Source organism: Deltaproteobacteria bacterium (genome assembly GCA_016210005.1).
Taxonomy (GTDB): Bacteria; Desulfobacterota; Binatia; order HRBIN30; family JACQVA1; genus JACQVA1.
Window position 1 is genome coordinate 1 of record JACQVA010000113.1, and the last position, 18336, is coordinate 18336.

Sequence of the window (18336 nt, forward strand, 5' to 3'; positions counted from 1 at the left end):
ACGGCGTTGACAAGCTGGTCTACTACGAAGCGCACGGCTGCGCAGAGACCGCAATCGTGCGGGAGAAGCAGCTGAAGAAGTGGCGCCGCGCCTGGAAGATGACAAATTGCGTCCCTTTCGGCCATGGGCCTCGGCCTGACAGTACACGGTACTGTCAGACTGGTGAGGATTTGCCCGGTCGGCTGCACGTTACCCACAGATTTGTCGCACACCCCCGAAAGGTTGCGGCGGCGGACGCTTTCTTGATTTCCCGAAACGAACATGGTTTAGGGCGAAACCACCCTGCAACATCGGCAAGGAGACCCCCATGGCAATTAAGATCGGTATCAACGGTTTCGGGCGTATTGGGCGCAACGTCTTCCGCGCCTGCCTCGACGATCCGAACTTGGATTTCGTTGCGGTCAACGACATCACCAGCGCCAAGACGCTGGCTCATCTGCTTAAACACGACTCGGTGCATGGCCATTTGAGCCAGGAGGTCAAGGCCGAAGGCGACGGCCTCAGCGTCGGCAGCCGCCGCATTCGCGTGCTCACCGAGCGCGACCCCGGCAAGCTGCCGTGGAAGGCGCTCGGGGTGGACATCGTGCTGGAGTGCAGCGGGCTCTTCACCGACCGCGCCAAAGCTGCGGCCCATCTCGAAGCCGGGGCGAAGAAGGTGATCATCTCGGCCCCGGCGAAGGGCGCCGATCTCACCCTCTGTTTTGGCGTCAACCACACGGCGTACAAGAAGGAATCGCACCACGTGATTTCCAACGCCTCGTGCACCACCAACTGTCTGGCGCCGGTGGCCAAGGTGCTGCACGAGAATTTCGGAATCAAGCGCGGTCTGATGACCACCGTGCATGCGTACACCAACGATCAGCGTATCCTCGACCTGCCGCACGAGGACTTACGCCGCGCCCGGGCCGCGGCGCTGTCGATGATCCCCACCACCACCGGCGCCGCGCGCGCGGTCGGCGAGGTGCTGCCCGACCTCAAGGGCAAACTCGACGGCATGGCGGTGCGTGTGCCGACGCCCAACGTGTCGCTCGTCGATCTGGTCGCCGAACTGGACAAGAAGACCACCGAAGCGGAAATCAATGCCGCCATGAAGCAGGCCGCCGAGGGCTCGTTGAAGGGCGTGCTGATGTACTGCGAGGAGCCGCTGGTATCGTCCGACTTCAACGGCAACCCGCACTCCTCGATCTTCGATGCCCAGCTCACCAAGGTGATGGACGGCAACTTCGTCAAGGTGTTGTCGTGGTATGACAACGAGTGGGGCTTCTCCAAGCGCATGGGCGACGTCACCCGGCTCGTTGGAGCGGCGCTGTAGGCGGACAAGTGTGGTGCTTGCGACGGGGCGCCCGCTCCCGGCAGGGAGTGGGGCAGCGTGAGGGCGGCCGAACACCCTCTGCTCACCGCCTCTAGTCGTGGGGCGACCTATGCGGCGCATCGACCAGCTCGAACTGAACGGCAAGCGCACGTTCATCCGCGTTGATTTCAACGTGCCGCTGAAGGCCGGCGCCGTCACCGATGCCACGCGCATCGAGGCCGCGCTGCCGACCATCCGCTACGCCCGCGAACATGGGGCGCGGGTGATCCTGGCCTCCCATCTTGGCCGGCCGAAAGGAAAGCCGAATCCGGAGATGAGCTTGGCGCCGGCGGCACAAAGGCTGGCGGAGTTGCTTGGGACGGCGGTTCCGCTGGCGGCGGATTGCATCGGCCCTGCCCTCGAGGCCCAGGTGCACGCGCTGCCGCAAGGCGCCGTGCTGATGCTGGAGAACTTGCGCTTCCACGCCGAGGAAGAGAAGAACGATCCGGATTTCTCGCAGGCACTGGCGCGACTGGCCGAGGTTTACGTCAATGACGCCTTCGGCACTGCCCACCGCGCGCACGCGTCCACCGCCGGCATGGTGCACCTGGTACGGGAGCGGGCCGCGGGTTTCCTGCTGCAGAAGGAATGCGAGTATCTCGGAAAGGTGCTGGCTAATCCGGATCGTCCGCTGCTGGCAATCCTTGGCGGCGCCAAGGTGTCGGATAAGATCAAGGTTATCGGCAACCTGCTGGATAAGGTCGATACGCTGTTGCTCGGCGGCGGCATGGCTTACACCTTCTTGCGGGCGCAAGGGCTGGGCATCGGCAAGTCGCTGGTCGAAGCCGATCAGCTCGATCTGGCCAAAGAGCTGCTGGCCAAGGCCAAGGCCCGCGAAGTGCCGCTGCTGCTGCCGGTGGACCACGTCGTCGCCGATGAACCCAAGGCAGGCCGCGCAGCGCAGACGGTTAGAGAAATCCCGAACGACAAGATGGCACTCGACATCGGCCCCGACACGATCAAGCGGTTTCAGGCCGAGATCGGCCGCGCGCGTATGGTGGTGTGGAATGGGCCGCTGGGGGTGTTCGAGGTGCCCCCGTTCAACGCCGGGACGATGGCCATCGCCAACACGCTGGCCGATTCGACGGCCATCACCATCGTCGGCGGCGGCGACTCGGTTGCAGCCATCATGCAGTCCGGCCGGGCGGACAAGATCACCCACATCTCGACCGGCGGCGGCGCCTCGCTCGAGTTTCTCGAAGGCCAGACACTGCCGGGAATCGCCGCGCTGGAGGACTAGATGATTTCCCAAACCGCGCACTGCCCTCTGCCTACTGCTTGCTGAGCCGCGCCATGCATGCGACACGCCGCCCGCTACTGGCGGGCAATTGGAAGATGTACGGCACCCGCAGCGAAGCGCTGGCGCTGGTTGCGGGGCTGAAGGAAGTAGCCGCCGGTGTCACCGATCGTGAGATACTGGTGGCGCCGCCGTTCACCGCCTTGGCTCCGGTCGCCGCCGCGCTGCGAGGCAGCACGATCCGGCTCGCCGGACAGAACCTGCACTGGGAAGATAGCGGCGCGTTTACCGGCGAGGTGTCGGCGCCGATGCTGCGGGACAGCGGCTGCACCCATGTGATCATCGGTCACTCCGAGCGCCGGCAGTTCTTCGGCGAAACCGACGAAAGTGTGAACAAGAAGGTCATGGCGGCGTTGAAGCATGCGCTGACGCCGATCGTGTGCGTGGGCGAGTTGCTGGCTGAACGGGAAGCGGGGCAGACGGCAGGGGTAATCGAGCGGCAAGTGACCGGCGCGTTGAAGGGGCTCGGCGCGGATGCTATAGCCGCGCTGGTCATCGCCTACGAGCCGGTGTGGGCCATTGGTACGGGGAAGGTGGCGACGCCGGCGCAAGCGCAGGATGTGCACGCGGCGATTCGCGGTTGGTTGGGCGGTATCGGGGCGGCAGCAGCGCGGGCGCGAATCCTGTACGGCGGCAGCGTGAAGCCCGACAACATCGACGGCCTCATGTGCCAGGCTGATATTGACGGGGCATTGGTGGGTGGTGCCAGCTTGCAAGTCGACTCGTTCGCGCGCATCATCCGGTTCGCCACCTGAGGGAATGAGAACAACATGAGTATTGTCGTCACCATTATTCACGTCCTCGCCTGCATCTTCTTGGTGCTGGTGGTGCTGCTGCAGACGGGCAAAGGCGCCGACATGGGCGCGGTGTTTGGCGGCAGCAGCACCACGGTATTCGGCAGCAGCGGTGCCGGTAACTTTTTGAGCCGGCTGACGGTAGGTGTGGCCGTGGTCTTCATGTTGACCTCGCTCGGGCTGACGTACCTGTCGACGCAGCGGCTCAGTTCGAGCGTGTTGGACGCCGCCCCGCTGTCGGCCCCACCGCCGATCGAGCAGGGGGCGGGAGAGCCGGCGCCCGCGGCAGAAGGGGGCGAAGCCGCTCCGGAACCCGCGCCGAACCCCCAGCCGCAGGCAGCGGCAGAACCAGCCGCACCTGCCGCCGCACTTCCGGCCGAGGCCCCGGCGGCCAACTGAGGCCCGGTGACGACTAACCACCAAGCGTGCGAGGATGGCGGAACTGGCAGACGCGCTAGTTTGAGGGGCTAGTGGGGTAAAACCCGTGGGGGTTCAAGTCCCCCTCCTCGCACTTCTTCTTCCGGGACTTTAATATCTTGTGACGAAATGAAATGGCCCCCGGAGCCCCCTCCTCGCACCAAGGTGGCTAGAGGTGAGGCCTCCGCTTCCCGCGGCCGTTGACAGTCGCGATCGAAGCGCCGACAACGGCCGGCATGCGGTGTCTTCAGTGCCAGCACGAAAGCCCAGCGGGCGTCGAGTTCTGCTGCGACAGCGTCGAGCCCCGAACGCCGCCAGCTGACGGTGCTGTTCTGCGACCTGGACTTACACGGGCGTGCCTACACCAAGGGCTGCACCACCGTCGCAAGCCGTCCAGAGCCTCAAGGTGTCTATGGGGGGGCACTGCCGAGCCCAGGCTGGCGCGGCGCGCCTCTTCGAATGGGGGTCCTTGACGTGTTCACGCGCGTAGACGAAAACCGTCTTCGAACCATGGGGAGCCCGAAGATCACGCTGATCGGCGCCGGAGGTCTCTCGTTCGGCCCCACGATGGTCAACGATGTCATCCACACACCGGCGCTCGCCGGGAGCCGACTGATGCTCCACGACGTCAACGCGCAGCGTTTGCAGCGGGCCTACCGATTCGCGGCCAAGCTCAACGCCGGCAAAGGGACCCCGGTCATCCTCGAGTACAGCACCGACCCCGCCGAGGCGCTCGCGGGCGCCGACTTCTGCCTGAGCAGCGCCGAGTTCGGCCGCTTCGAGTACTGGCGCCAGGACTACGAGATCCCCCGGCGCTACGGCGCGACGCAGGTGAACGGCGAGAACGGCGGACCGGGTGCCGTGTTCCACTCGCTGCGCAGCATCAAGAACACGCTGAGCATCTGCGCCGACATCGAGAAGCACTGCCCGGACACGTTCTTGCTGAACCTCTCGAACCCGATGAGCAGGGTAACGCTGGCGATCAACCAAGGCACACGCGTCAAGAACGTCGGTATGTGTCACGAGATGCCGATCGGCATCCACCGGCTCGGACGGATGCTGCGAATCCGCCCCGCCGACATCGAAGCCAAGGCGTCGGGCATCAACCACTTCACCTTCTTCACGGAATTCCGCGACAAACGCACGGGCGAAGATCTCATGCCCCGGATCAAGGCGATGTTCGCGAGAAAGATCTTCGACTTCGGGCCCTTCACGACCGGGCTGACCCGAGCCGTCGCCGGTCGCCCGCTGCTGGGCATGCTGGGGGACCAGCTCTACGCCCCCCTCGTCGCCCACATGGTTCGCACCTACGGGATCATCCCCTGCTCGGTCGACAGCCACATCGGAGAGTATCTCCCCTTTGCCCATGAGATCGGCGGCTTCCATCCCGCGCACGTCGAGCAGTTCGAGCGCATCGATCGCTTCATCGAACGGCTCACGACGTGGGTCGCGGATACCCGGATCCCGCTTCCCACCCAGCGCTTCGGGCACAGCCTCGAAGAGGTCGTGCCGATCATCGAGGCGCTGTGGACCGGTCGGCCCGCGCCGATCATGGCGGTCAACGTGCCGAACCGTGGATTCATCCCCAACGTCGCCGACGGCGCCATCGTCGAGGTGGGGGCCACCGCCGACGGAGACGGCATCCACCCCGACACGATGCCCCCGATCGTCGAACCGATCGCGGGGTACATTGCCACGCAGATAGAACTCCAGAACCTTATCGTCAGGTCGGCGCTCACCGGCGACAAGGACCTGGCGCTGCGCGCCGTGATCGAGGACCCCGCATCGCCACGCGACGAGGCGGCCTGTCGGGCGATGTTCGACGAACTGGTCGAGCGCCAGGCCCGCGAGCTTCCGTTCTAGCCACGTCGCGTCCCCCGCGATGCGTGAAGGACAACCACCTTCACCGGGGCGAGGCCGAGGTGCTGGCTACTCCGGCAGGCGCGGAGCCATCCCACAGGGAGCCCTACCTGCCGCGCCCCCGGTTCGTCGGATTGCCAAACAGCTGCCGGGCAAACTCCTCGCCCCAGCCGCTGTCGAGTTGATGCTTGGCCTCGTCGCCGAAGCCGGTCAGCTATACAGGCTTCGCCTCGCACTTTTTCTTCTCCGTTTTGCATTTCCAATTCCGGTTCCCCGCTTCCCGTTGTCTCGCCGCTCATAATCGGGCTACAAGACGCTCATGCCTGACACCTGGGTCACCGACCTCACGCACTTCTTGCAGGACGGCCGGCTGCACCCGGCGCTGCCGGGACCGGCACACAGGCTGGTCGAGCATTTGGGGGCGATCGTCGCCGCCGTGACCAGCGTCGAGCCCGACGACCCGCTCGGTGTTCGATGCCGCCGCCGGCCCGGTCGAAAGCCTTGCCCGGGCCCGGTCGACGGCTTCATCGATCCCGAGTCGCATGAGATCTGCTGGTTCTGCGTCGCCTGCGGCGACAACGGGTTCATCTCCAACTGGGAGAACACGCTGTGGGATTGCCGGAACGCGCAGAGTGAGCCGCGCCATTGAGGTGACTGATCCGACCGGACTGCAGATGGTGACCGGGGATCTCCGGAGATCAACTCCAATCTCAATGGCCGGCGCGATCCGCATCCGCCACCTTCAAGCCGCCTTCGCGGTCACGCGCAATTTCACGCGCGTCTTCTTCTGGAGGGCGCTAACGATATCGAAGAAGTTCTCCGTGCTCGGATTGCCATGTGGTGCGAGCATTCGATGCAGGCTCTTGCTGGGTTTGTTGATCGCTTCCGCGAGGCCCTCGAACCCTAGGGTCGCGTTCACAAGATCGCGCAGGAGAGCCTTGCCCGTCGCCGTATTGCCTGCCAGGTAGGCGTTGATCGCTTCGGTGAACAGCGCCTGGCGGAAGCGCGCGTCGCGCTGGGCGCGAGCCAGAATGGTTGTTTTGAAATCTCGTGTGAGTGCCATGGCATGTCTCCTCAACTTGGTGCCTTGCGGCGCCGGTAATCGCTCCACCGTTCTTTCGCGGCGGCGATGGCCTCCTGTTGTCGTTGCTTGCTACTGCCGCCCAGCAAAACAACGAGGACATTGCCATCGCGGCCGAAATAGACCCGGTAGCCCGGACCGAAATCGATCTTTCTTTCGAACACCCCGGAGCCAACGCCTTTCACATTGGAGAAATTCCCCGCCGCCAGCTGATACACTGCAGCTGCGACTTTGGCCGCTGCCGGTGCGTTCAACGATTCGAACCACCTCGCGTAAGCGGAACGACCTTCTGCATCGAGGTATTCAACGACCCGGATTGCAGTCACGACCGCGTGGTAACATCAATGTTACCAATCCTGCAAGCGACGCCTGCCCGTAAGAGTCACGGCAGTGCGAGGGGCGCGAATGCGGTGGGGGGACGATGCGTCGCACAGACCGCCCCGACGCTCATGGCCGCCTACATCGAGCAGCTGCAGCAGACGCATGCGGAGCCGAGCGTGAAGCAGCACCTTGCGGCCGTGCGGATGCTGTTCAATTGGCTCGTGGTCGGCCAGATCGTGTCGACCAATCCCGCGCACTCGGTCCGTGGACCGAAGCACGTGATCAAGCGCGGTAAGACGCCGGTGCTCACCACGGAGGAAGCGCGCGAGCTGCTCGACTCCATCGACACTGATAGTCTCGCTGGTGTTCGTGATCGCGCGCTCATCGGTGTGCTCGTCTACTCGTTCGCGCGCATCGGCGCCGCCTTCGGGCTCAAGGTCGGCGACTACTTTCCCGAGGGCAAGCGCTGGAAGCTCCGGCTGCACGAGAAGGGCGGCAAGGAGCACGTCGTGCCCGTGCACCACACCCTGGAGCAGCACCTCGACGCCTACCTCGATGCCGCCCGCAGCCGCGACCAGCGCTCGGGCCCGCTGTTCCGGACGCTCACCACCGCGCCCGGCCGCCAGCTCTCGCTCGAACTAATGACGCAGCCGGACGCGTAGCGAATGGTCCGGCGGCGAGCCAGAAATGCCGGCATCCCGACGAAGATCGGCGCGCCTTCGCCGAGGCTACGGCCCGCAAGCTGCCACACGTCCTGTCCTCCGAAGCATTCGTTTCGCGAAGGAGGATCCGCTTGCTCTCCAAAGCAACCTCGCGAAGGAGGGCGCCACCGGCATCACCGCCTCCTGCCCTCCGAAGCGTACGTGCGAAGGAGGGACCTCGAGAACGGCGGCACCCTGGAGCACGCGCAACCCTTCGCCGAGAGCTTCGGGTTGCAAGCAGACTTGTCCTCCGAAGGCTCTGTTGCCGAAGGAGGATCGCCGCCCACGAATCGCCGCGCACGACGAAGCTCTACGACCGCACCACCGACCAAGTCAGCCTCGGCGAGATCGAGCGGATTGCGATCTGACCTAACAGGGGCTGACCCTCAGGATCTGCCCACTGGCAAGCATCCGCCGTAAAGCGTCGCTTGACGCGCGACGTGCTCATCGGCTAGGCTGCCTCATGAAGATCCGAAACGTGGCCCACCGGGGACTGCGGCGCTTCATCGAGCGCAACGATCCTTCCGGATTGGCCCCGACTATCGTGGAACGGGTTCGGAACATTGTAACGTTCTTGCAGGAGATGGGAGACGCACAGGAACTCCGCCACGTACCGAGCTGGAAAGCGCACCAGCTCACCGGCGATCGAAAGGGGACCTGGAGCATCACCGTCACCCGCAACTGGCGGCTCACATTCAAGATCGAACAGGCCGAAGGAGAAATCATCGACCTGGACTATGAGGATTACCACTGAAGGGAGACGTAATCATGGTACGTATGGCGCGCCCGGCCCACCCGGGACAGTTCATCAGGATGGAAGTGATCGAGCCTCTCGGTCTCTCCGTGACCGATGCCGCGAAGGTTCTCGGCGTGACCCGGCCCGCACTCTCCGCGCTTCTCAACGGCCGCGCCGCGCTCTCGCCCGACATGGCGTTGCGGATCGAAAAGGCCTTCGGCCCGAAGATGGACACCCTACTCCAGATGCAGACCGCCTACGAAATCGCCGAGGCCCGCGACAGGGAAGGGGACATCAAGGTCAAACGCTACGTGGCGAAGCCAGCTACCACCCACAACGAGGCCTACCCTAGCCCACGGTAGCGCGACGGGAGACTTTCAACGCCTGTCTGTTGCCACAGCTTCCGCGCCACCGGCATCACCGCCTCCTGCCCTCCGAAGCGTACGTGCGAAGGAGGGACCTGGAGAACGGCGGCACCCTGGAACACGCGCAACCCTTCGCCGAAGGCTTCGGGTTGCAAGCAGACTTGTCCTCCGAAGGCTCTGTTGCCGAAGGAGGATCGCCGCCCACGGGTCGCCTCGAACGACGAAACTCTACGACCGAACCACCGACCAGGTCAGCCTCGACGAGATCCGTCTTGCTTGGTGTGCCGCCGCAAAGGTGGTAGCTGTAGATCATGCAGCGAGTGATCCGAGTGGTGTACGAGGATGGAGTGTTGAAGCCGCTCCAACCCGTACGGCTGAGGGAGCGGAAAACCTGTCTCGTCTCCATCTACCCCGAAGACGAGTGGCAGAAGGATTTCGACGCGCTGCTACGCAACGTCCACCGGCGCACGCGGCGGTTTTCGCCAGCCACGATCGAAGCGGACATCACGAAGGCTCGTGCCGAAGTGAAAGCGAAGCGGCGTGAAGCCAGTCGTTCTGCTTGACACGAACGTTTGGGTCTCGGCTCTACTCAACCCGGAAGGGGCACCAGCCCGCGTAGTGAACCTGTGGCGGGAGGGCGCGTGTCGACGTGGTAGCGACGCTGCCCATTCTGGAGGAGATTGGCGATGTGCTTCACCGGCCGAGAATCCGGAAGAAGTACGCGATCGACGAGGCGAAGGTGGAAAGCTATCTTCGATTGATCTCCGGACGGGCGAGCATGGTTTCGGTCACCGGCGCTCTCAAGCTCTGCCGCGACCCTGATGACGACCGAATCCTCGAAGCGGCCAGTGCGGGCAGCGCCGAATACCTCGTCACCCGCGACGATGATGTGAAGCGCGACCTCGATCTGATCCGCCAGATGGACGCCTTGGCGTCCAGGTGCTGAGCGTTTCCCAGTTTCTCGCCAAGCTCAGCCGGTGACGTGAAGGATCGCTTTCCCGAGCGCAAACGCTGGAAGCAGCGGTTGCCCGAGAAGGGCGGCAAGGAGCGTGTCGTCCCGGTTCACCACATCCTTGAGTGCCTCGGCGCGTACATCGCCATCGCCCATATCCGCGAGCAGAGCGACGGCCCACTTTTCCCGACCCTCACCGCCGCGCCCGGCCGTTGTCGCTAGAACCGACGCCCCAGCCCGACGCCTGGCGCATGATCCGCAGGCGCGCGAAGCACGCCGACATCAAGACGACGATCGGTTGCCACACCTTCTGCTCCACCGGCATCGCCGCCTACCTTGAGAACGGCGGCACGCTGGAGCACGCCCAGCAGGTCTGCCCGCCGGGGGTTGACCCGGACTGCCGCTTGTTGGATGAAGCTAGCGGCCTGTGATCTGAACAGGCGGGAAGCCCGGGCGACTATGGGTTCACTGGCACCGAGTTGATTCCTCAGTTTCGCCTGAGCGGGCGCTGACCCGGGAAGCGAACCGCGGTGACGCTGCTCGATCTGCCCAGACTGGACTGGACCTTCTTCGGGCTGGCGGGCGCCCGGGCAGAGCGGGGCAGCGGAGGTTGTGATATAAGCAGCGCGTGGCGCTTAATGGTTTCGCCGACACAGGCAGAAGGTGTGACCATGCATGAGGGCGTGCTGACCCTTGCGGAGATCGAGGCCCGTTTCGAAGCGGAATGGGTTTTGATCGACGATCCCCGTACGGATGAAGCCTTGGAGGTGCAGGGCGGCAGAGTCTGCTGGCACAGCAAGGATCGCGACGAGGTCTACCGCAAGGCCATCGAATTGCGTCCGCACCGGTTCGCGGTGCTCTACACCGGCAAGATGCCGGCGGACACGGCGATTGTCCTATGGGCGCTCCCTTCAATCCGCGCGAGGGATTGATCATCGTTGCGGCGGAGTTGTGGGGGCCTTGGGGCAGCTCAGTGCTCCGCCTCGCCCTCGACACTGGTGCCACGAGCACGGTGATAAACGTCGGCGTACTGGTAGCCATTGGCTATGATCCGGCACTGGCGCCGGATCGAGTTCAAGTCACCACCGGGAGCGGCATCGAGTTTGCGCCTCGGGTCACCCTGCAGCAGATCGCCGCGCTGGGTCAGCTGCGCGCGGGTTTCGCCGTGCTCGGCCACACGTTGCCGCCCAGCGCGGGCGTCGACGGGCTGCTCGGTCTCGATTTCCTGCGTGGCGGGCGGCTCACGGTCGATCTGCGCAGCGGCCAGGTCATGCTGGAGTGAGAGTCCGAGCGCCCAGCGCCGCGTGTTGACCCGGCATGCAGTTTTGTTGGATGAAGGTCGCGGCCTGTGATCTGAACAGACGGGGAGCCCGGGCAATGTCGACTATGGGTTCAATGGCACCGAGTTGTTTCCTCAGTTCCACCTGAGCGGGCGCTGAGCGAGGGAGCGAAGGGCGGTGACGCTGCTCGATCTGAGCGCGCGACGAGAAGCTGAACCTCTCCAACAGCCTCGATTGCTGCGCCGATTACTTCCCTGTTGTTGGGGGCGTGCGCTGTCCGGTTCCTGAGTGAGATGCACAACCGAGTTCCCTTCGAATTCATCCTGCTCGAATTAGCATCGAACGATTGTCCGGCGCGTCTCCGTCGGGCGGTGGGCGCGGCGACAAAGCACCTCTATGTCGCTGGCAATCTCGCTCTGCTCGGCGGACACGTCGTGGGTCTTCTCGCGTCACGGGAGGTCGAACCGACTGGCTTGCTAAGGGCTGGGCAGGCATTCAAAGATCTCGTGGCGGCCGATGTCTGCGTCATCGGCGGCTGGCACTCGCCATTGGAAAGCGCGCTGCTCGAAGCCTCGGAGACGGCTCACGCAGAGCTCGGCATGCTCCTTGCCGCTGGCTCCGAGCACGCGCTGCTTCCGGACCGAATAATCGAGCGCATGCAGGACCGTGCGGCGTTTGTGCTGGCTCACTGCAAACCGAACGTGCACCGGGTCAGCCGCACTGCGGCGTTGCGGCGCAATGAGCTCGTGGTTGCACTATCCGATGTATTGCTGGTCCCACTGGCACCGTCGGGTTCGGCAACGTTAGGCGCCGCAAGACGGGCGGTTGCGGTCGGGAAGCCGGTCTTGACGATCGACCTCACCGCGAACCGGGAGCTACTCGCCGCCGGGGCTCGGAGTTTCACGAAGGCGGCCCTGACCGATGCACTTGCAAAGTCGTTCGCTGATTGAGCATAAGGGCGTACACGTGCGGTGGGGCGGATGAGCCAACAGAAGACTCTCGAAGAAATCGTTGTCGAGCAGGCCGATGTGGTGCGACACCAGATCGAGGAGGCGGCGGACTTCGCGGAGTCCGAGATGGACTTGCAGGTCGAGGTCGCCAAAGCGCTCGATCACTTCAGTAGCGTCGCACATCTGCCCAAGCTCCGGGCGCACCACAACATCACGATTGGCGAAGGCCGGCCGGATTCGGTGTACGGCTGCGTCTTCGTTGAGTACAAGACGCCGGGACGACTCACTGAAGACAACAAGTCTCCCGGCAACAAGGAGCTGATCAAGCAGCTCGAAACGCGCCCGAAGGAATTCCAGAAGGAACTCAAGCGCGACATCACCGAGTTGATCGGCGTCGGCACCGACGGGCGTTACTTCATCCTCGCGCGCTATCGCAGCGGCAAGTGGGAGATCGGCCAACCGCAGGCGCTCTCCTCGCGCGTTGTCGAGCGCGTGCTGCGCTATCTCGTTGGCTTGGGCACGGCGGGCAAGCCGTTTCAGCCCGACTATCTGGCCGGCGATTTCGGCGCTGAGAGCGATCGCAAGCTGGCGCGCGACGGCATCGGGACGCTCTACGCGCGCGTCCGCGAGATCGAGCAGCGACCCGACGACTTTCCGAAGGGGAAGGTGCTGTTCGATCAATGGCGCATCTTGTTCGGCGAGGTATGTGGCTACGACGTCAACAAGCTCTCCCCGAAGATCAAAGAGCTGGCGGACTTCTATGGCGTGCACAAGAACCCGAACGCGCCCGCGCTGCTGTTCGCCGTGCACAGCTACTACGCGCTGTTCATGAAGTTCCTGGCGGCGGAGATTGCGACGACGTTCAATCCGCTGAGCGCATCGTTTCTGCAGCGCTTGCACCAGACCGGTTCCAGCAAACGGCTGCAGGAGGAGCTACGTGAGTTAGAGGACGGTGGGATCTACCGCCAGCTCGGCATCAAGAACTTCCTCGAAGGCGACCTCTTCAGTTGGTACCTCGACGCGTGGGATGACCATGTCGAGAAAGTGGTCCGCGATATGGTCGCCTGCTTCGACGAGTACGACGCGAAGACGTTGGTCGTCGAGCCGGACGAAACCCGCGATCTCCTGAAGAAGCTCTACCAGCAGCTTTTCCCGAAGACGGTCCGCCACGATCTCGGCGAGTACTACACGCCCGATTGGCTCGCCGAATTGGTGATGCAGCGCGTTGGCTACACCGGCGATCCGGACAAGCGGGTGCTCGATCCCGCGTGTGGCAGCGGCACGTTCCTAGTGATGGCGATCAACAAGATCCGCGAGTACGCCGCCGAACACACTATTCCGAAGCACCAGCTGCGCCAGAAGATCCTCGCCAACGTCGTCGGCTTCGACCTAAATCCGCTCGCCGTCATGGCCGCGCGCACGAACTACTTGCTGGCCCTACGCGACCTGCTCAAACTTGGCGGGGAAGTGGAGATACCCGTCTACCTGTGCGATTCCATTATGACGCCAGCCGAGCATGGCGAACTCTTCACTGCGGAAGGCAAGGTCGCCACGGGGAAGCTTGGCAAGTTACAGGAGCTGAAAACCAGCGCGGCACGTTTCATGATACCGACGGAAATTGCAGGCAGCCGGGAAGTGATCGCCACGTACACCGAGGAACTCGAGCGTTGCGTGCGGGGCAACTACGACGAGGACGAGTTCATCAATCGCCTGCGCAGCGAAGGACTGCCCGTAGGCTCCGCGGGCCAGCACAAGGCTCTCTTTCGCCAGGTCAAGAAATTGCGGGCTGAACGGCGCAACGACATATGGGCACGGATCATCAAGAACAGCTTCGCGCCCCTATTTACCGAGCGGGCTGACTTCGTGCTCGGAAACCCACCCTGGGTCAACTGGGAAAGCCTACCCAGCGACTATCGCGATGCCACGAAGCATCTGTGGGCCTCCTACGGCTTGTGTGAACGCTTTCTGCCAGCGCTGCGCGGATGGGCGGTGGGAAGAAGGACCTCTCGGTCCTCTTCGTGTACTCGTCGTTTGACCGATACCTGGCCTCGAAAGGAGCGCTGGGGTTTGTGATCACACAGTCGCTCTTCAAGACGGCCGGTGCGGGTGATGGATTCAGGCGCTTCAGAGTCGGCGACAGGGGGCAAATAGGAGTCGTTCACGTCGATGACCTGTCTGCGATTCAGCCCTTTGAAGGCGCAACCAATCGGACGGCGATCCTCACCTGCACGCGAGGCGAGACCAAATACCCCGTGCCTTACTCCCGCTGGAAGCGTCGCGCGCGCGCAGAGCCCGTGCGGCAGGAGGATTCGATCACCGTCGTGCGAACTAAACTTCGCATCGATGCTGAGGATGCTTTTCCAGTCAACCGTGCGAAAGCCACATCTCCGTGGCTAACCTGCAGGAAGGGCCTGGTCCAGACCCTCTCGACGGCGCTCGGGCGTTCGGACTACGCCGGTAGAGCACATGCCGGATCCTGCACTTGGCTGAACGGAGTCTTTTGGGTTCAGGTGCTCTCCGTAATGCCGTCCGGTGAGCTGGTGATCGAGAACCAGTCGGACATCGGGAAGAAGAAAGTTCGTCAGCGAAGAGCTACGGTTGAGCCAGATCTTGTGTTTCCCCTGATTCGCGGGCGCGACGTGACCCCCTTCTCAACGACTCCCACGCTCGCCATAATCCTGCCCCAAGATCCATCGACCCGTGCACCCATTCCGCTGGGAGCGATGAAGAAGAAATATCCCAAGACCTTCTCGTTTCCTGCAACGTTTGAAGCCGACCTCCGCGGCCGATCGGGGTTCAAGCGCTACTACGACTCTTCGGATCCCTTCTACGCGATCTACAACGTGGGGCCTTACACAGTAGCGGACTTCAAAGTGGCATGGCCGGAGGTCGGGAACACTGTGCAGGCGGCGGCCGTTCTGCCAGCTCCGCTCCCAGGTCATCGCGTGGCCCCAAAGCCCATTGTCCCAGATCACACCTGTATCGCCATAGCCACTGACTCCCGCACGGAGGCGTACTACCTTGCGGCGCTGTTGAATTCCTCCGTAGCGCGCCAGGTTGTCGAATCGTATATCGTGCTCCACCCCTCTCCGCACATTCTCGATCATGTGAGGATTCCGTTGTTCGATCCGAAGTCATCTCTCCACAAAACGATCGCTGAGCTGGGTAAGCGTGCGGCGCAGCATGCGCAGCGAGACGAAGCCGAGGGGCTAGGGACAGCGATGAAGGAAATCGACGAAGCGGCCGAGGAGATGTGGGCAACTCTGAAGTCCAAGTAGCCATGGATGCGTCGTTGCCGGCCCACGGTGTGGGTACGCTGTCAGCGGGACAGTCGGTTGTTTCACGCAATCCGCTCTACCGCGAATACGGTGTTGCGAAGGTTCTCAAGGTCAAGAACGACCAGGCAAAGATCGAGTTCGCTCCCGGCTTGTTCTCGGCACCGCCGTTGTTTGCCCACACGAAGATCCTTCGCTTGCGCGAGATCGAGCGCGTGCCTGATCCCATCGAGCGCGCAGAGACGGGACAATGGGACGAGCCGTGGCGCTTCGATTTCCGGCAGATGGCGGCGTGCTTTCTCACGGCAAACAAGGGCGGGCAACTCTCCAACGCGCGCACCGAGCTGCTGCCGCATCAAATCTTCACGGCCCATCAAGTCGTCGCCAGCGCGCGGCGGCGTTTCCTTCTCGCGGACGAGGTTGGCCTTGGCAAGACCATCGAGGCCGCGATGATCTGGCAGGCGCTCCTGCAACGCGGCCAAGCCCGCCGCACCCTCGTCATCTGCCCCGCGGGCCTCACCGTGCAGTGGCAGGAGGAGATGCTCGACAAGTTCGGCGAGTTCTTCGAGATCTTCGGCCGCGACTTCCACACCATCAACCCGCGCATCTGGGACCTGAAGACCTGCGCCATCGCCTCCTTGGACGCTCTCAAGCGCGAGGATCACAAGAAGAAGCTGCTGGAGAACCGGCGCTGGGACCTGATCGTCTTCGACGAAGCGCATCGCCTGAGCGCACGCGAGTACGGAAACAAAACGGAGAAGACGCTCAATTTCCAGCTTGCCGAAGACCTCAAGGAACACACCGACGCCTTGCTGCTCGTGACTGCGACGCCGCACCAAGGTGAAGAGAATCACTCGCGCTTCATCAACTTGATGAAGCTGCTCGATGACGAGATCGATTTTTCCAGCCTTGGTGTCGAAGACCTCCCGCTCTTCAGCTCGCAGCGCGACGGGCGCGTGCCGTACCAGCAATACATCCTGCGAACACCCAAGCTCAGCGTGACCGATGCGCAAGGCAAGCGCGTCTTCAAAGGACGCAACACGTACCCGCTGAGCTTCGAGATGCGGCCCGACGAACGCGCCTTCTACGAAGCCGTCACTGCGTACATCAAGAGCGGCTACGCGATTGCCGAGAAGCTGACCGACGCCACCCAGCAACGCGCGCTTGGCTTCGTGCTGACGGTGTTTCAGAAGCTCGCCGCCAGTTCGAGCCGTGCCATCAAGGCGGCGCTGACGGGCCGGCGGATGCGCCTGCAAGATCGCTACAAGAAGATCCCACCGCCGCGGCAACGGGAGTTGGACCTCGACGAGCGCTATGAGGGTGAGTGGGAAGAGCGAAACGCCTTTCACACCGCCGTCGCTGGCTTCACCAAGAACGAGATCGAGCTGCTCGACGATCTGATGGCCCTGCCCGTGGAGCGCGACCGCAAGCTGATGGAACTGCTCAAGCTCGCCGCTCGCATCTTCGGCGAGAGCGACCGCGGCGAGCGTGAGAAGATCTTGGTGTTCACCGAGTACCGCGAAACGCAGGCCATGTTGGTGGAAGCGCTGCATGAGCGATACGGTCAGGACGCCGTGGTCGTCATCAATGGCGACCTGGACATTGACCAGCGCCGCGAGAGTCAGCGAGCGTTTCGCGACGACGGTCACGTGCGCTTCCTTGTTTCCACCGAGGCCGGCGGCGAAGGTATCAACCTTCAGTTCTGCCACGTCCTGATCAACTACGACTTGCCGTGGAATCCGATGCGCATCGAGCAGCGGGTCGGCCGCATCTACCGCTACGGCCAGCAGAAGGTCGTGCAGATCTACAACTTCCGCTGCCGCGCAACCGTTGAGGAAACGGTGTACGGGTACCTGGAGAAACGCTTGGAGCGCGCTGCCGCTGCGCTCGCCAAGGTCACCGGCGAGGAACCCGAAGACATCATCGCGGCCATGCTCGGCCAGTTGGAAGGCGAGATCGATTACAACGAGATCTACAAGCGGACTTTGGTCGAGGGATCGTTGGAGCAGTCGCAGAGGGAGATCGACGACGGCATCAAGCGCGCGCAGCGCGCGTACGAAATCGCCACGCAGAGCTTATTCCGCAACGTAGCAAGCTACTCTTTCGACCGCTACGCACAGCATCTCCGCAGTGGGGTGGGGCTCGCTGAACTGGGCGAACTGGCGGAGCGCTTCCTCAAGGCGCAACGGCGCGTCGTGAAGCGGGCTGATGACGGCTCCTTGGAATTCCTGACGCCCGAGGAGATCCGTTCGCGTGCGGTGAAGGAGCGTTACTCACGTGCGACCTTCAACCGCGAGCTTGCAATCCGCGATCCGAGCGTTGAGTTCCTCGCCTTGGGCCATCCGTTCGTCGATGCGATGCTCCGAGCGTGCGGCGACGTGGATTTCGGCGGCTTCAGCGCGCAACGCCGAGTGAAGGTCGGAGGAGTGACTCCCAGGAACGGCTACCAATTCAACTTCGTGATCCGCAGCCGGGTCCAACGGCCGGAAGGCGAAGAGTACCTGTTTGACCTTCGGACTGTCTTCGTCACCGACGCCGGAAAGATCGACGAGCAGGCGGCGGCGGTGTGCGCCTCGCACTACAGCGAGCCGGAGAACCATCTCTCGCCGCCCCGACTGGCGATCAGCGAGGCGTATCGACTGGCTCGGAGCTACCTTGAAGGGACGGCCGAGCAGATCTGGGACTGGGACGAAGACGTAAGCGTGCTCAACTGCGCACGAGTGATGGTGAGTTAACCAGTGCCTCCAACCGATGGATCGCCGCCTTCGACGGCTATCGCGCCCGCCGGCTCCGGGCATTCCACGGGAGGACTGCTTCACGACCCGTTCTCGTGACGAACGGAGACCTCACACGGTGCGCTCGAAGGGAAGCGAAGGCCCCCGCGACACCCAGCTCGTTGCCGGAGCCGATCTCTGGCAGTTACTCGACGCCACTCCCTGCACCGCAGCCGAAGTGG

Annotated in this window: 21 protein-coding genes and 1 tRNA gene; 20 read left to right on the forward strand and 2 right to left on the reverse strand. The window is 63.4% G+C overall.

Going from position 1 to position 18336, the window contains the following annotated elements:
- Positions 1-307: 307 nt before the first annotated feature.
- The 7 genes from gap to HY699_10740 all read left to right on the forward strand — a co-directional run bounded on the left by gap (position 308) and on the right by HY699_10740 (position 6368).
- On the forward strand, positions 308-1312 hold the full coding sequence (gene gap, locus HY699_10710) for a type I glyceraldehyde-3-phosphate dehydrogenase (GenBank protein ID MBI4516271.1): 1005 nt from the start codon (positions 308-310) through the stop codon (positions 1310-1312).
- Positions 1313-1421: 109 nt separating this feature from the next.
- Entirely contained in the window at positions 1422-2591 is a 1170-nt protein-coding gene (locus tag HY699_10715; protein ID MBI4516272.1) for a phosphoglycerate kinase, read from the forward strand.
- Positions 2592-2644: 53 nt separating this feature from the next.
- A complete protein-coding gene (locus HY699_10720; protein MBI4516273.1) occupies positions 2645-3403 on the forward strand; it encodes a triose-phosphate isomerase in 759 nt (252 codons plus the stop codon).
- Positions 3404-3418: 15 nt separating this feature from the next.
- Positions 3419-3841 carry a preprotein translocase subunit SecG gene (secG, locus tag HY699_10725; GenBank protein ID MBI4516274.1) on the forward strand — a complete coding sequence of 141 codons (423 nt, stop codon included), beginning with the start codon at positions 3419-3421 and terminating at the stop codon, positions 3839-3841.
- Between the two features lie 28 nt (positions 3842-3869).
- Positions 3870-3953, forward strand: a tRNA-Leu gene (locus HY699_10730).
- A gap of 365 nt (positions 3954-4318) precedes the next feature.
- Positions 4319-5722 (forward strand): hypothetical protein, encoded by a 1404-nt coding sequence (locus tag HY699_10735; protein ID MBI4516275.1) that lies wholly within the window; start codon positions 4319-4321, stop codon positions 5720-5722.
- A gap of 316 nt (positions 5723-6038) precedes the next feature.
- Positions 6039-6368, forward strand: coding sequence for a hypothetical protein (locus HY699_10740; protein MBI4516276.1), 330 nt, complete (start codon positions 6039-6041; stop codon positions 6366-6368).
- Positions 6369-6461: 93 nt separating this feature from the next.
- Here HY699_10740 and HY699_10745 read toward each other — a convergent pair whose 3' ends face one another.
- A complete protein-coding gene (locus HY699_10745) occupies positions 6462-6782 on the reverse strand; it encodes a transcriptional regulator (protein ID MBI4516277.1) in 321 nt (106 codons plus the stop codon).
- Between the two features lie 11 nt (positions 6783-6793).
- Complete coding sequence (locus tag HY699_10750; protein ID MBI4516278.1) at positions 6794-7117, reverse strand: type II toxin-antitoxin system RelE/ParE family toxin; 324 nt, start codon at positions 7115-7117, stop codon at positions 6794-6796.
- A 27-nt stretch (positions 7118-7144) separates the two neighbouring features.
- Between HY699_10750 and HY699_10755 the strand changes: the two genes are divergently transcribed.
- The 13 genes from HY699_10755 to HY699_10815 all read left to right on the forward strand — a co-directional run bounded on the left by HY699_10755 (position 7145) and on the right by HY699_10815 (position 18115).
- Positions 7145-7783 (forward strand): tyrosine-type recombinase/integrase, encoded by a 639-nt coding sequence (locus tag HY699_10755; protein ID MBI4516279.1) that lies wholly within the window; start codon positions 7145-7147, stop codon positions 7781-7783.
- Positions 7784-8285: 502 nt separating this feature from the next.
- Entirely contained in the window at positions 8286-8576 is a 291-nt protein-coding gene (locus tag HY699_10760) for a type II toxin-antitoxin system RelE/ParE family toxin (GenBank protein MBI4516280.1), read from the forward strand.
- A 14-nt stretch (positions 8577-8590) separates the two neighbouring features.
- On the forward strand, positions 8591-8920 hold the full coding sequence (locus HY699_10765; GenBank protein MBI4516281.1) for a HigA family addiction module antidote protein: 330 nt from the start codon (positions 8591-8593) through the stop codon (positions 8918-8920).
- Between the two features lie 314 nt (positions 8921-9234).
- Positions 9235-9486, forward strand: coding sequence for an antitoxin family protein (locus tag HY699_10770; GenBank protein ID MBI4516282.1), 252 nt, complete (start codon positions 9235-9237; stop codon positions 9484-9486).
- Positions 9487-9572: 86 nt separating this feature from the next.
- Positions 9573-9869, forward strand: coding sequence for a putative toxin-antitoxin system toxin component, PIN family (locus HY699_10775; protein MBI4516283.1), 297 nt, complete (start codon positions 9573-9575; stop codon positions 9867-9869).
- Between the two features lie 36 nt (positions 9870-9905).
- Positions 9906-10097 carry a hypothetical protein gene (locus HY699_10780; protein MBI4516284.1) on the forward strand — a complete coding sequence of 64 codons (192 nt, stop codon included), beginning with the start codon at positions 9906-9908 and terminating at the stop codon, positions 10095-10097.
- Between the two features lie 29 nt (positions 10098-10126).
- Complete coding sequence (locus HY699_10785; GenBank protein MBI4516285.1) at positions 10127-10306, forward strand: hypothetical protein; 180 nt, start codon at positions 10127-10129, stop codon at positions 10304-10306.
- A gap of 99 nt (positions 10307-10405) precedes the next feature.
- Positions 10406-10807, forward strand: coding sequence for a hypothetical protein (locus tag HY699_10790; protein ID MBI4516286.1), 402 nt, complete (start codon positions 10406-10408; stop codon positions 10805-10807).
- Entirely contained in the window at positions 10774-11157 is a 384-nt protein-coding gene (locus tag HY699_10795; protein MBI4516287.1) for a retroviral-like aspartic protease family protein, read from the forward strand. Before HY699_10790 ends, HY699_10795 begins: the two co-directional genes overlap by 34 nt.
- 291 nt (positions 11158-11448) lie before the next feature.
- On the forward strand, positions 11449-12105 hold the full coding sequence (locus HY699_10800; GenBank protein ID MBI4516288.1) for a DNA-processing protein DprA: 657 nt from the start codon (positions 11449-11451) through the stop codon (positions 12103-12105).
- A 30-nt stretch (positions 12106-12135) separates the two neighbouring features.
- Complete coding sequence (locus tag HY699_10805) at positions 12136-14178, forward strand: N-6 DNA methylase (GenBank protein ID MBI4516289.1); 2043 nt, start codon at positions 12136-12138, stop codon at positions 14176-14178.
- Positions 14175-15383, forward strand: coding sequence for a hypothetical protein (locus tag HY699_10810; protein ID MBI4516290.1), 1209 nt, complete (start codon positions 14175-14177; stop codon positions 15381-15383). The genes HY699_10805 and HY699_10810 overlap by 4 nt, the downstream gene beginning before the upstream one ends.
- A gap of 2 nt (positions 15384-15385) precedes the next feature.
- Positions 15386-18115, forward strand: coding sequence for a DEAD/DEAH box helicase family protein (locus HY699_10815; protein MBI4516291.1), 2730 nt, complete (start codon positions 15386-15388; stop codon positions 18113-18115).
- The last annotated feature ends 221 nt before the right edge of the window (positions 18116-18336 follow it).

What these genes read in the sequence shown, in the direction of transcription:
- gap (MBI4516271.1), top strand. Translation starts at nt 308, where the DNA reads ATGGCAATTAAGATCGGTATCAACGGTTTCGGGCGTATTGGGCGCAAC.
- HY699_10715 (MBI4516272.1), top strand. Translation starts at nt 1,422, where the DNA reads ATGCGGCGCATCGACCAGCTCGAACTGAACGGCAAGCGCACGTTCATC.
- HY699_10720 (MBI4516273.1), top strand. Translation starts at nt 2,645, where the DNA reads ATGCATGCGACACGCCGCCCGCTACTGGCGGGCAATTGGAAGATGTAC.
- secG (MBI4516274.1), top strand. Translation starts at nt 3,419, where the DNA reads ATGAGTATTGTCGTCACCATTATTCACGTCCTCGCCTGCATCTTCTTG.
- HY699_10735 (MBI4516275.1), top strand. Translation starts at nt 4,319, where the DNA reads ATGGGGGTCCTTGACGTGTTCACGCGCGTAGACGAAAACCGTCTTCGA.
- HY699_10740 (MBI4516276.1), top strand. Translation starts at nt 6,039, where the DNA reads ATGCCTGACACCTGGGTCACCGACCTCACGCACTTCTTGCAGGACGGC.
- HY699_10745 (MBI4516277.1), bottom strand. Translation starts at nt 6,782, where the DNA reads ATGGCACTCACACGAGATTTCAAAACAACCATTCTGGCTCGCGCCCAG.
- HY699_10755 (MBI4516279.1), top strand. Translation starts at nt 7,145, where the DNA reads ATGTTACCAATCCTGCAAGCGACGCCTGCCCGTAAGAGTCACGGCAGT.
- HY699_10760 (MBI4516280.1), top strand. Translation starts at nt 8,286, where the DNA reads ATGAAGATCCGAAACGTGGCCCACCGGGGACTGCGGCGCTTCATCGAG.
- HY699_10765 (MBI4516281.1), top strand. Translation starts at nt 8,591, where the DNA reads ATGGTACGTATGGCGCGCCCGGCCCACCCGGGACAGTTCATCAGGATG.
- HY699_10770 (MBI4516282.1), top strand. Translation starts at nt 9,235, where the DNA reads ATGCAGCGAGTGATCCGAGTGGTGTACGAGGATGGAGTGTTGAAGCCG.
- HY699_10785 (MBI4516285.1), top strand. Translation starts at nt 10,127, where the DNA reads ATGATCCGCAGGCGCGCGAAGCACGCCGACATCAAGACGACGATCGGT.
- HY699_10795 (MBI4516287.1), top strand. Translation starts at nt 10,774, where the DNA reads ATGGGCGCTCCCTTCAATCCGCGCGAGGGATTGATCATCGTTGCGGCG.
- HY699_10800 (MBI4516288.1), top strand. Translation starts at nt 11,449, where the DNA reads ATGCACAACCGAGTTCCCTTCGAATTCATCCTGCTCGAATTAGCATCG.
- HY699_10805 (MBI4516289.1), top strand. Translation starts at nt 12,136, where the DNA reads ATGAGCCAACAGAAGACTCTCGAAGAAATCGTTGTCGAGCAGGCCGAT.
- HY699_10815 (MBI4516291.1), top strand. Translation starts at nt 15,386, where the DNA reads ATGGATGCGTCGTTGCCGGCCCACGGTGTGGGTACGCTGTCAGCGGGA.